The organism is Brevibacterium yomogidense, from assembly GCF_016107685.1.
Classification (GTDB): Bacteria; Actinomycetota; Actinomycetes; order Actinomycetales; family Brevibacteriaceae; genus Brevibacterium; species Brevibacterium yomogidense.
Genome location: NZ_JABASY010000006.1, coordinates 244,380 through 256,662, shown reverse-complemented (window position 1 = coordinate 256,662; position 12,283 = coordinate 244,380). Strand labels below are relative to the sequence as shown.

11 protein-coding genes are annotated in these 12,283 nt (G+C 67.9%); 5 read left to right on the top strand and 6 right to left on the bottom strand.

Features of this window, described 5'->3' with window-relative positions; translation table 11 throughout:
• Positions 1-204 precede the first annotated feature (204 nt).
• The 4 genes from JFC09_RS14635 to JFC09_RS14620 all read right to left on the bottom strand — a co-directional run bounded on the left by JFC09_RS14635 (position 205) and on the right by JFC09_RS14620 (position 5,798).
• Entirely contained in the window at positions 205-1,917 is a 1,713-nt protein-coding gene (locus JFC09_RS14635; protein ID WP_198394772.1) for a dipeptide ABC transporter ATP-binding protein, read from the bottom strand.
• On the bottom strand, positions 1,914-2,978 hold the full coding sequence (locus JFC09_RS14630) for an ABC transporter permease (RefSeq protein ID WP_198394771.1): 1,065 nt from the start codon (positions 2,976-2,978) through the stop codon (positions 1,914-1,916). Before JFC09_RS14630 ends, JFC09_RS14635 begins: the two co-directional genes overlap by 4 nt.
• Positions 2,978-4,072, bottom strand: coding sequence for an ABC transporter permease (locus JFC09_RS14625; protein ID WP_198394770.1), 1,095 nt, complete (start codon positions 4,070-4,072; stop codon positions 2,978-2,980). Before JFC09_RS14625 ends, JFC09_RS14630 begins: the two co-directional genes overlap by 1 nt.
• An 88-nt stretch (positions 4,073-4,160) precedes the next feature.
• On the bottom strand, positions 4,161-5,798 hold the full coding sequence (locus JFC09_RS14620) for an ABC transporter substrate-binding protein (protein WP_198394769.1): 1,638 nt from the start codon (positions 5,796-5,798) through the stop codon (positions 4,161-4,163).
• A gap of 260 nt (positions 5,799-6,058) precedes the next feature.
• On the opposite strand from JFC09_RS14620, the gene JFC09_RS14615 reads away from it, so the two are divergent.
• The 4 genes from JFC09_RS14615 (at position 6,059) to JFC09_RS14600 (ending at position 9,189) form a co-directional block, all read left to right on the top strand.
• Positions 6,059-7,093: an aminotransferase class V-fold PLP-dependent enzyme gene (locus JFC09_RS14615; protein ID WP_198394768.1), complete on the top strand. Its 1,035-nt coding sequence runs from the start codon at positions 6,059-6,061 to the stop codon at positions 7,091-7,093.
• A gap of 452 nt (positions 7,094-7,545) precedes the next feature.
• Positions 7,546-7,707, top strand: a complete 162-nt coding sequence (locus tag JFC09_RS14610) for a hypothetical protein (protein ID WP_198394767.1) — start codon at positions 7,546-7,548, stop codon at positions 7,705-7,707.
• Positions 7,708-7,889: 182 nt separating this feature from the next.
• Complete coding sequence (locus JFC09_RS14605) at positions 7,890-8,672, top strand: NAD(P)-binding domain-containing protein (RefSeq protein WP_198394766.1); 783 nt, start codon at positions 7,890-7,892, stop codon at positions 8,670-8,672.
• A 10-nt stretch (positions 8,673-8,682) separates the two neighbouring features.
• A complete protein-coding gene (locus JFC09_RS14600; protein WP_198394765.1) occupies positions 8,683-9,189 on the top strand; it encodes an SRPBCC family protein in 507 nt (168 codons plus the stop codon).
• Here the strand turns inward: JFC09_RS14600 and JFC09_RS14595 are convergent.
• Together JFC09_RS14595 and JFC09_RS14590 are read right to left on the bottom strand one after the other, a co-directional pair.
• Positions 9,169-9,900, bottom strand: a complete 732-nt coding sequence (locus tag JFC09_RS14595; protein ID WP_198394764.1) for a glucosamine-6-phosphate deaminase — start codon at positions 9,898-9,900, stop codon at positions 9,169-9,171. The genes JFC09_RS14600 and JFC09_RS14595 overlap by 21 nt on opposite strands.
• A gap of 212 nt (positions 9,901-10,112) precedes the next feature.
• Entirely contained in the window at positions 10,113-11,645 is a 1,533-nt protein-coding gene (locus JFC09_RS14590) for a succinic semialdehyde dehydrogenase (RefSeq protein WP_198394763.1), read from the bottom strand.
• A gap of 50 nt (positions 11,646-11,695) precedes the next feature.
• Here JFC09_RS14590 and JFC09_RS14585 point away from each other — a divergent pair, with 50 nt between their 5' ends.
• On the top strand, positions 11,696-12,271 hold the full coding sequence (locus JFC09_RS14585) for a peroxidase-related enzyme (RefSeq protein ID WP_198394762.1): 576 nt from the start codon (positions 11,696-11,698) through the stop codon (positions 12,269-12,271).
• Positions 12,272-12,283 lie beyond the last annotated feature (12 nt).

Genomic DNA, 12,283 nt, shown 5'->3' with positions numbered 1-12,283 from the left:
CCCACCAGATTCCGAAGTGTCAACTATGTCTTGAGACTCAACTGTCAACTATGTCTTGAGACTCAACTGTCAACTATGTCGTGAGACTCCACACCGCTGTCTGCGGCGGTGTCTCGAACCAGAAGGCAGTGTGTCGTGCCCAAGCGGTGTGTCGTGCCCAAGAGGTCCGAACCCGCCGGCCCTGACCTACAGCGCCGCCCCGAACTACAGTGCGGCCCGCAGGCGCGCGGCCTCCTTGCGGCGTTCGGCCTGTTCGACCGGGTCCGGCACGGGCAGGGACGCGATGAGCCTGCGGGTGTAGTCGTGGTCCGGGCGGGTCAGCACCTGTTCGCCGGTGCCGTTCTCCAGCAGCTCCCCGTGGAAGAGGACGCCGATCCGGTCCGACAGCATGTCGACCACGGCCAGGTCGTGGCTGATGAACACCGCCGCGAAGCCCAGACGCGTCTGCAGCTCGCGGAACAGGTCCAGCACCTTCGCCTGCACGGACACGTCCAGGGCGGAGGTCGGCTCGTCCGCGATGAGCAGCTCCGGTTCCAGGGCGATGCCCCGCGCCAGCGACGCACGCTGACGCTGGCCGCCGGACAGTTCGTGCGGGTAGCGGTCCGCGTACTCGGTGGGCAGCTGGACGGCGTCCAGGAGGGACAGCACCTGCTTCCGCCGGTCCGCTTCACTCATCTGGGGCCGGTGCACCGCGAACGGCTCCGCGACACACTGCCCGATCGTCATCTGGGGGTTGAATGATGCCGCCGGGTCCTGGAAGACGAAGCCGATCCGCTTGCGCAGCGGCTTGAACGCCTTCTCCTTCATCCCGACCATCTCGTGGCCCAGGACGCTCAACGACCCGCCGGTGGCTGTCGTCAGCCCCGCGATGGCGCGGCCGATCGTCGTCTTGCCGGAACCCGATTCGCCCACCAGGCCGAACACCTCGCCCTTGCGGACCGTGAAGTCCACCCCGGCGACTGCGGTGAAGTCCGGCTTGCCGATGCCGCCCGGGTAGACGATCTCCAGTCCTCGGGCGATGACGAGGGCCTCCCCCGCCGGTTCCTCCGCAGTCGGCGACGCAGGTGCGTCGGCTGCGGGTGGGGTGGGGGCCTCGGCGGCGGCGAAGGCTGCACGGGAGTCGACGCCCAGGCGTGGGACCGCGGCCAGCAGCGCCTGGGTGTACGGATCCTTGGGGGCGGCGAACAGGTCCTTCACGCTCGCGGTCTCCACGAGGTCACCGCGGTACATGACGGCCACCCGGTCCGCCAGGTCCGCGACGACACCCATGTTGTGGGTGATGAGCACGATCGCCGTGCCCCGCTCGTCGCGCAGGTGCCGCAGCAGGTCGAGGATCTCCGCCTGCACAGTGACATCGAGTGCGGTCGTCGGCTCGTCCGCGACGATGACGTCCGCGCCCAGTGCCAGCGCCATCGCGATGACGATGCGCTGCTTCTGACCGCCGGAGAACTGGTGCGGGTAGTAGTCGTACCGATCCGCCGCGTCGGGGATGCCGACGTCCTCGAGGGCCTGGACGACTCGGGAGCGGATCTCCTTCTTGGTGAGCTTCGGGTTGTGCGCGCGCAGCCCTTCCGCGATCTGCCACCCGATCGTGAAGACCGGGTTGAGCGCGGTCGACGGCTCCTGGAACACCATCGACACGTCCGCGCCGCGCAGCTTCCGCAGCTGCGTCTTCGACGCCGCGAGCACATCGCGGCCCTGCAGAACCACGGCACCGTTCGTCACGGCGGTCTCCGGCAGGAGACCCAGGACGCTGCGGGCGGTGACGGACTTGCCGGAACCGGATTCGCCCACGATCGCGAGCACCTCGCCGCGGGAGACCTCGAGGGTCAGCTCCTTGACCGCGTGGACGTCACCGGAGTCCGTGGCGAACTTGACGTCGAGACCCTCGATGCTGAGGATGGGTCGATCGCTCATGACTGGTCCTCCTGCGAGGGGGTGGGTCGGGTGGCCGAGCTCGATCCGGGGTCCGGCGCCGAGGTCGTGGTCGCGGTGCCCGTGGTGGCTCCGGCTGCCGAGGTGGTGGCCGCGGCGGTCTTCCCGGTGGCGGTGGCAGTCTTCGACCCCGCCTTGCGGCGCAGCCGCAGTCGCGGATCGTTGAGGTCGTTCATCGACTCACCGACGAGCGTGATGCCCAGCACCGTCACGACGATCGCGATGCCGGGGAACACGCTGGTCCACCAGATGCCGCTCGTGACATCCGCGAGGGACTTGTTGAGGTCGTAGCCCCATTCCGCCGCGGACGACGGTTCGATGCCGAAGCCCAGGAAGCCCAGGCCCGCGAGCGTGAGGATCGCCTCCGACGCGTTGAGCGTGAAGATGAGCGGCAGCGTGCGGGTCGCGTTGCGGAACACGTGCTTCGTGATGATGCGGGTGCGGGACGCGCCCAGCACGATCGCCGATTCGACGAACGGCTCCGCCTTGAGGCGCACCGTCTCCGCCCGCACCACCCGGAAGTACTGGGGGATGAAGACGACGGTGATGGAGAACGCGGCGGCGAGGATGCCGCCCCACGCGCTGGACTGCCCACCGGAGATGACGATCGCCATGACGATCGCCAGCAGCAGCGAGGGGAACGCGTAGACCGCGTCCGCGACGACGACCAGCACGCGGTCCAGCCAGCCGCCGATGTACCCGGAGATCAGGCCCAGTGCCACACCGGCGAACAGGGAGAGGATCACAGCGACGACGATGACGCTCACCGCGGTGCGGGAGCCCCAGACGACGCGGGAGAACACATCGTAGCCGCCCACCGTCGTCCCCCACAGGTGGTCCGCGTTGGGGGCCTGCTGAGCGCCGAACCGGCCGCCCTCCTCGTACGCCATCTGCGCGTACCCGTAGGGGGCGATGAGCGGGGCCAGCGCTGCTGCCAGCAGCACGATCACGCAGATGACGAGACCGGCGATGAGCATCCCGCGCTGCAGGCCCACGGCCTGGCGCAGGTGACTGATGATGGGGAGGCGCTTGAGGGTGTCCATCAGTACCTCACTCGGGGGTCGATGAGGGCCGCGATCACGTCGACGAGGAAGTTGGTGAGCGCGACGATGACCGCGAGCACCACGACGATGCCCTGCACCGCGACGAAGTCGCGCTTGAGCAGGTACTGGACGAGCTGGAAGCCCAGCCCCTTCCACTCGAACGTCGTCTCCGTGAGGACGGCGCCCGCCAGCATCATGGCGATCTGCATGCCCATGACGGTGATGACGGGGATGAGAGCCGGGCGCCAAGCGTGGCTGGTGACCAGTCGGAACTCGCTCACGCCGCGGGAGCGGCCCGATTCGACGTACTGCTGGCCCAACGTGCCGATGAGGTTCGTCCGGACCAGGCGGAGGAACACACCCGCCGTGAGCAGACCCAGCGCGATCGCCGGGAGCACGGCGTGGGACAGGACGTTCGTGAACGCGTCCATGTTCCCGATCCGCAGAGTGTCGATGATGTAGATCCGCGTGGGGGCGACGACACCGGACATGAGCAGCTCCGTGCTGCCGGAGGCGCGACCGGACGCGGGGAACAGCGGGATGAGCACGCCGAACACCAGCTTGAGGAGGAGGCCCGCGAAGAACACGGGCGTGGCGTAGCAGAGGATCGCGAAGACGCGCAGCGCCGCATCCGGCCACCGGTCCCGGTGGTAGGCGGCGAGCATGCCCAGCGGGATGCCCACGACGAACGCCACGATGAGCGCGAAGAAGACCAGCTCCACCGTCGCCGCACCGTACTGGAGGACGACCTCGGACACCGCGCGGTTGTCCGACACCGTCGTCCCGAAGTCACCCTTCAGCAGACCGCCCAGGTACTCGAAGTACTGGATGATGAGCGGCCGGTCGTAGCCGGCGGCCTCGATCCGCTCCTGCAGCTGCGCCTTCGTCAGGCGCCCGCCCAGCGCGGCCGTGATCGGGTCACCCGTGATCCGCATGAGGAAGAACACCAGGGTGGTGAGAATCCAGACGGTCGGGATGATGAGGAGGAATCGGACGACGATGTATCGTCCCAGGCCGGAACCCGCGGACCGCTGCTTCTTGAGCGGTTTGCCCGGGTCCTCGGCGAGAACTGGGTTCTCAACGCTTGCAACCATGATTTCGCATTCGTTCGCTGTGGGTCACGGCAGGAGGGCGGGCGCACACGCGCCCGCCCTCCTGTTGACAGTCAGGCCGTACGTACCGTCACTTGCCCAGGAGGGCGAGGCGGAACTGGAACGACGGGTCGAGCGTGTCGTCGACACCCGTGACGTCCTTGCCGGACACCGCGATCTGCGCACCCTGAAGGTACGGCAGCGTCGGCAGCTGCTCCGCGAGGTCGCTCTGGATGTCGGAGATCGCGTCTGCGCGCTCGTCCTCGTCCGTCATCGACCCCTGCTCTGAGAGCTGCTTGTTGATGTCCTCGTCGCGGAAGTGGTTCGCGAGGAACGAGGAGCTCTCATCCGTGTCGTAGAAGAACGGCACGAGGTAGTTGTCCGCATCCGAGTAGTCCGGGAACCAGCCCAGCTGGTAGGCCGGGTAGACGTCCTCCGTGCGGTCCTTCGCGTACTGGACCCATTCCGTGGACTGCAGGTCGACGGAGAAGAGGTCGTCCGCTTCGAGCTGGTTCTTGATCATCGCGTACTCGTCGCCGGAGGACGGGCCGTAGTGATCCGGGCTGTACTGCAGCTTGATGTCGACCGGCGTCTCCACGCCCGCGTCCTCGAGCACCTTCTTCGCGGCGTCGACGTCAGCGCCTCCGTCACCGTCGCCGTAGAGCTCCTTGAGCGACTCGTTGGCGCCCGGCAGGCCCTCCGGAACGTAGGAGTACAGCGGGGTGTAGGTGCCCTTGTAGACCTGCTCCGCGATCGCGTCGCGGTCGATGGATCCGGCCATCGCCTGACGGATCGCCAGTGCCTTGTCCTCATCCGGGTCATCGGATTCCGCGCCGTGGGGCATCGTGTCGAAGTTGTAGACGACGTAGCGGATCTCTCCGCCGGGGCCCTTGTGGACGGCGAGGTCGTCGTTGCCTTCGAGGTCCTCGATGTCCGTCGCGGACAGCGAGCGCCAGGCGACATCGATGCCGCCCTGCTCCAGCTCGAGCTTCATGTTGTTCGCCTCAGCGAAGTAGCGCATCTGCACGGAGTCGGATTCGGGCGCGCCCAGCGGGCCCTCGTAGTCCGGGTTCGCCTTGAAGGAGATGAGCTCGTTGAATGAGTACGAGTCTATCGCGAACGGTCCGGCGAAGGCATCGCCGTCGACGATGTCCTGGTCCGGCGTGACCTCGTCCGCAGCGAAGACGTCCTCGTCGACGATCGGTCCCGCAGGTCCTGCGAGCACGAGCGGGAACGTCTGGTCGTTCTCACGGTTGAGGGTGAACTGGACGGTGAGGTCGTCCGGCGTCTCGATCGACTCGACCGTGCCCAGCAGCGAGGACGGGCCGTTCGGGTCCTCGATCTCGAGCTGGCGCTCGAAGCTGAACTTCACGTCCGACGCGGTGAGCTCGTTGCCGTTCGCGAAGGTGAGTCCCTCCTTCAGCTTCACTTCGTACGTGCTGGGATCCGTGAAGTCCGCGGACTCCGCAATGTCCGGCTCCGTCTCCGCGGTGCCGGGCGTGTACGACAGCAGGAAGGGGAACACCTGCTGCATGACGAAGAACGAGCCGTTGTCGTAGGAGCCCGCGGGGTCGAGGACCGTGACCTTGTCGGTCGTGCCGACGACGAGTGCTTCGCCGCCTTCGCCGTCTCCCCCGCCCTGGTCGGTCGTCGAGGTGGAGCAGCCGGCGAGGACGAGTGCCGTGGCGCTGACGGCAGAGGCCAGGAGGAGGCCGCGCGATTTCTTCATCGGTTTCCTTACTCAGTGCGATCCGGGCCCGGGTGGGGCGTCACCGCGGACTCGACGACGAGCCCGTGGTCCGGATGGTGATACGTGGGTTGCCTCACAGCGTAGACCTGTGCGTGGTCGATTACAAAGCGAATGTTCAGTCCCCATCCATGGCGGGGCCAGGTCGATACCTTATGGGCCGACTGGAGCCCTGCACATTATGGGCGGCTGGCGTCCCGCGCATTGCCGCCTGAAGCCCCGCACATTGGTAGGGTCCACGCATGCGAGAGATCTACGGTGAGCAGTTCCCGGGAGCAGAGCGGTTCCTCGACAGCGCGACGTACGGCCTGCCGTTCCGCAGACAGCTCGATGCCCTCCACGCGGCGCTCGACGACTGGGGTGCGGGCGCCCAGGACACCGCGGGGTTCGGTGAGGCAGTCGAAGAGGCGCGCGCCGCGTTCGCGTCCCTGGTGGGTGCGGCTCCCGGCACGGTCGCGATGAGTTCGACGACCTCGGGGCTCGTGGGTCTGGTCGCGGCTTCCGTGCCGGACGGCGGCCGGATCGCGGTGCAGCGCGGCGAGTTCACGAGCGTCACCGCCCCGTTCAGCGTGCAGTCCGCCCGCGGCGTGACCGTGGAGGAGTTCGACCCCGGCACGCTCGAGGCGGAGGCCCGCGGCTTCGACCTCGTCGCCGTGAGCAACGTCCAGTCCTCGAACGGACATGTGCTCGACGTCGAGCGGCTCCGTGAGACGCTCCGCGGGTCCGACACGCGTGTCCTCATCGATGCGACGCAGTCTGCGGGATGGAAGCGCTTGGACCTGGGCTGGGCGGACGCGGTCGTGGCGTCCGGCTACAAGTGGCTCCTGTCGCCCCGCGGCACGGCGTGGATGTCGCTGCGGGAGCCTTTCGCGTCCACGCTCACGGCGCACTCCGCAGGCTGGTACTCCTCGGAGGACCCCTGGTCGAACACGTACGCGCACCCGCCGCTGCTGGCCGCCGACGCCCGCCGCTTCGACGTGTCCCCGGCGTGGCACGCGATGCTGGGTGCCGGCATCGCCCTCCCCTGGCTCGCCGGCCTCGACATGCACGAGGTCGAACGGCACTGCGTAGGGCTGGCGAACCGCGTGCGGGAGGCTGCGGGCATGGAGCCCGCCGATTCCGCGATCGTCGCACTCGATGCTCCCGGGCTCGAGGCCGCGCTCGCGCACCAGGGCATCCGCGCAACCGTGCGCGCGGGCAATGTCCGCGTGGGCTTCCACCTGTACAACACCGCCGAAGACGCGGACGCTCTCATCGGAGCAATCCGCCGTCTGTGATCAGCGGATGCTGGACCCGCTTTCTGATGTCGTCCTGATGTTCGGTTTGATGCCGTTCTGGGACTCTGTTTGATGTCGCTCTGGACTTTATGTCGGCGTGAAACTTTGCTTCGATTCCCGCCACTCGGTCAGTCTGGGTGACCGCGGCAGGTCGTCGGCCTCGGCATTCATCGCTCATTCCAACATGCCGCATTGATGTTTTCGAATCATTCGTCTGCGCAGGTGACCGGGTTGCACCTGGCGCAACGACCGCTGGGATCCGCGATTTCAACGCTTACATCCGGGCGAGGAAAGAATGGAGATGCGGCGCACGTGCGCGAACCTTTCGGTTACTGACGGGTAATCCCTGGAAGCCCTCTACCGAAGAGACGGAATCGCGGATACATTGAAAGGGCGATGGATCCCCTCGTACCACCCATCCCGTGGGATCCCGTCAGATGGAGTTGACTCTCATGCCACGCCTCACTGCAGACGAGAAGAATCTGATCTGCCTGGCCTTGGATGAATACGCATCGGGCTTCTCCTCGACTATCTCCGTCGAGGAGCACTCGAAGACGCAGGAGCTCGCCGAACGTCTCCGACGCTCGATCCTGCAGGCGGAAGACACGCGCTGACACGTCACCCGGTGCCACACCGAACCCCGGTGCCGTTTCGACGCGTGCCGTTTCGACGCGAGCCTGCCGCTCCCCTGCGGCAGCTCTTCCGGCCTCTCGTCCCCACGACGAGGGGCCGTGCGTAGTGTGGGTGTGACACCCGGTACACGACGTAGCGCATTCGCGCGGAGAACGGAGTCCTCATGACAGCGGCAGGAACGATCGGTTTCATCGGCGTGGGCGAGATCGCGACGGCAATCGTCGAAGGCCTCTCCACGGCGGACACGCCCCCGCCTCCCCTGGTCCTCTCCCCGCGCGGCCGTGACAATGTCGCCTCCCTGACGGAGAGGTTCCCCGACCGTGTCACGGTCGCCGCGGACAATCAGGCGGTCGCAGACGCCGCGGACACCCTCGTCGTCGCGGTGCTGCCGGACCAGGTGGACGAGGTCCTCGAACCGCTCACCCTCCGCGATTCCCATGTCGTCATCAGTGCGCTGGCAGGTGTCACCATCGCCGAGGTGCGGGCCGCTCTGGGAGCCGACGTGCCGGTCGTCCGCGCCATCCCGATGCCGCCGATCCGGAACCGGGCCGTCGCCACCGTCATCACTCCGGAGCACCCTGTCGCGTCCTCTCTGTTCGACCGGCTGGGCGGAACGCTGGCGGTTGCGGACGAGGACGCGCTCGCAGTGTTCTCTGCCGCCACCGGCGCGGTCTCCGGCTACCTGAACTACCTGGCGGTCGTGTGCGGCTGGGCCGAATCCCAGGGAGTGCCGCGGGAGGCCGCGGAACAGTTCCTGCGGGGGCTCTTCGCGGGCCTGGCGCCGGCGGTCCTCGACACCGACACCCCGGTCGACGACGTCGTCACTGCGCACGAGACACCGGGCGGGCTCAACGAGCAGCTGCGCAAGGAGTTCTTCGACGCGGACGGCGTCGCATCGCTCACGGCAGCTCTCGACGGACTCCACTCGCGGGTCACCGAGGGCTGAAGCCACGTCCGTGTCAGCTGACCACACGCACGTCGTCCCGCGACCGGGTGAGTCGGCGCCGTTCCACTTCGCGACTCACTGGCACTTCTCCCAGCCGTCCGCACGTGTGTGGGAGGTCTTCCAGAACATCGGCCGCTGGCACGAGTGGTGGCCCGGGGTCCGCGACTCGACGACGCTGAACGGGGCTGCCCGGGCCGGATCCCAGGGTGCCCGCGCGGCGCTCCGGGTCCATCGCCCTCTCGTGCGGGACCTCCGTCTGATCCTCACGGTCACCCGGGCCACGCCCCCGGTGGCCGCCCGCGTCGACGTCGCAGGGGACCTCCGCGGTCACGGCCACTGGCATGCCGTGGAGGACGGCACCGGGTGCCGTGTCGAGATCGTGTGGTGCGTCGTCACCCGCAGCCGGATCGCGAAGGCCGCGCGGGGTGCTTCCGCGTGGACACACAGACGGGTGATGGACGGAGGGCTCCACGGCCTCCGCAGGAGACTGGAGGAGTCAGCGGTCCGCGAGGAGTGAGGCGGCCGCGTCATCCAGGTACACGTCGACGTCCGCGTGCTTCTGCAGGGCGCTGGCCGGGACGTCCTCCGTCGCGGGACCCTCGAGCATCGCACGGACCGCGGGCGCCTTGCCCTCACCGAACGCGAGCATGAGCGCGTGCCGGGATTCGAGGATGGTGCCGATCCCCTGCGAGATCGCCCGCGATGGGACCTCGGCCTTGTCTGCGAAGAAGCGTGAGTTCGCTTCGCGGGTGCTGGGGGTCAGCCCCACGACACGGGTCCGCGAGGAGAACGAGGAGCCCGGTTCGTTGAACGCGATGTGACCGTTCGGGCCGACTCCCAGGATCTGCAGGTCCACCCCGCCCAGGCCGAGGATGCGGCGCTCGAAGTCCGCCGCGGCCGCGTCCGGGTCGTCCGAGTCACCGGTGGGGAGGACGGTCGCCTCCGGGTCGATCCCCCACGGCTCCAGCACGTGCTGCACGATGTAGTGGCGGTAGCTCTGCGGATGGCGCGCATCGAGCCCCACGTACTCGTCCAGGCAGGTGATCCGCAGCCTGCTGAGATCGAGCCCTCGTGAGGCGCGAGCGGTGATCTCCGCGTACAGCGGTTCCGGGGTGGATCCGGTCGCGATGCCCAGGACCGCGTCCGGGGTGTCCCGCACCAGATCCTCGATCGCATCGGCCGCCCGCGTGATCAGGTGTGTGATGTCCGCGTCGGTGGTGATCCTCATAAACAACTCTCCGCATCAGGTGCCCGGTGTGCCCAGCCCGTCGAGGACTGGCAGGAAGACCTCGGGCCCTCCGCTTGTGGAAAGCGTACACACAGCGAGGCGTCCGCAGGCATTCACATACCGTTCATGAACGGTTTGTCACGATCATCACGTATGGCCCGATCACGTGTGGGCCTCGCCTGCAGGTCCTCCTCTGCGGTGTGCGCAGCGTCTCAGGGCAGGCGGCTGAGGACACGGACGCCGGCGTGCATGAGCGACGCCCAGCGCTCGTGGGAGAGCCCGCGGGGTCCGGCGATCGGCAGGAGCCTCTGCTGTGCGATGGTCTGCGCCTGCGTGTACCCGAGGATGCCGTCCATCCCGTGGCGGCGGCCGATCCCGGAGTCCTTCACCCCGCCCATCGGCGCGTCGTGGGACGCCCAGGTCGCCGCGTAGCCCTCGTTGATGTTCACGCTTCCGGCGTGCAGCCGCCGGGCCACGCGAGGGCCGTGCCGCTTCGACCAGACGCTCGCGTTCAGGCCGAAGTCGGTGTCGTTCGCCGCGGCGACCGCCTCTTCGTCGCTGTGGGCCCGGTAGAGGCTCACGACGGGGCCGAAGGTCTCCGCGGAATGCAGCTCCATGTCCGGCTGCACGTCCGTCAGCACGGTCGGCTCGAAGACGTACGGCCCGAGGTCCGGGCGGGCCCGTCCTCCCGCGAGCACCCGTGCGCCCTTCTGCACGGCGTCGTCCACGTGGCGCGTCACCGTCTCCAGCTGCTGTGCGCTGATGAGCGAGCCCATGTCCGCATCCCACGTGCAGCCCGCGCGAACGGTCATCGTCTGCACGTGCTCGACGAACCGGGAGGTGAACGCGTCCCACTGGGAGTCGTGGACGTAGATGCGCTCCACGCTGATGCAGAGCTGACCGGAGTTGGAGAAGCAGGCGGTCACGGCGCCTGCCGCCGCACGGTCGGTGTCTGCGTCCTCGAGCACGAGCATCGGGTTCTTGCCACCCAGTTCCGCGGCCACCCCGATGAGCCGCTCCGCGCAGCGGGTGGCGATGGTGCGCCCGGTGGCGGTCGACCCGGTGAACACCATGTGGTCCGCGTGTTCGACGATCTCCTCGCCGATCGTGGACCCGTCGCCCAGGACGATCTGGAGGAGACCGGGAGGCAGTCCCGCCTCCAGCAGGAGGGACAGGGCTCGCAGAGCGGTGTGCGGGGTCTTGTCATCGGGTTTGAGGACCACGGCGTTGCCGGCCAGGAGCGCGGGCAGCGAATCCGTGACGGGGAGTGTGAAGGGGTAGTTCCACGGCGTGATGATGCCGACCACTCCGTAGGGCACGCGACGCTCATGCGTCCGCGTGAGGACCGGGATCGCACCGGCACGGCGGCGCTCCCTCAGCACACCGGGTCCGTGGTGGGCGAGGTGGCCCGCCCAGAGCGCGACATCGGTCACCTCCTCGAAGGCGTTCGCCCGCGACTTGCCGGTCTCCTGCTGGATCCACGTGAGGAGCTCCGTGTTGTGGTCGAGCACGAGGTCGCGGAAGCGCGTGAGGATGCGGGTGCGCTCCCGCATAGGCGTGCGCACCCACTCGGCCTGAGCGGAACGCGCCGTGGCGAACGCCGCAGCGACGTCGTCCCGTGTCGAGACGGGCAGGGACCCGATCAGAGACTTGTCGAACGGGCAGTGCACGTCCATGCTGCGTCCGCCGTCACGGGCGGACACGAGCGACGCAAGATCGATGTCGGAAGGCGCGGAAACATGCATGTTTCGACGGTAGCGCACCGAACTGTGACGCAGGTCGCTAGTCTGTCCCTATGCGCTATCCCCTTGCAGACATCGACAACGTCCCCGAAGACATCCGCGAACACATCCTCGCCGTGGCGGAGAAGTCCGGCTTCGTGCCGAACGTCTTCCTCGGCCTCGCACGCAGGCCCGCGGAGTTCCGCGCGTTCTTCGCCTACTACGACGCACTCATGGAGAAGGAGACCGGCAACCTCACGAAAGCGGACCGGGAGATGATCGTGACCGCGACCTCGGCGGCGAACGGCTGCCTGTACTGCGTCGTCGCACACGGTGCGGTCCTGCGGATCTTCGCGAAGGACCCGTACGTCGCGGACCAGGTCGCGGTCGACCACCGCCACGCGGACATCACGCCCCGGCAGCGGGCGATGCTCGACTTCGCGATGAAGGTGAGTCAGGATCCGGCAGCGGTGAACGACGCGGACCACGATGCGCTCGCCGCACACGGCTTCGACGACGAGGACGCGTGGGACATCGCCGCGATCACCGGCTTCTTCGGCCTGTCGAACAGGATGGCGCTCATCGGCGGGATGCAGCCCAACCCGGAGTTCTACCTCATGGGACGCGTCCCCCGGGAGAAGAAAGGCTGAGCTGCGCGCGTG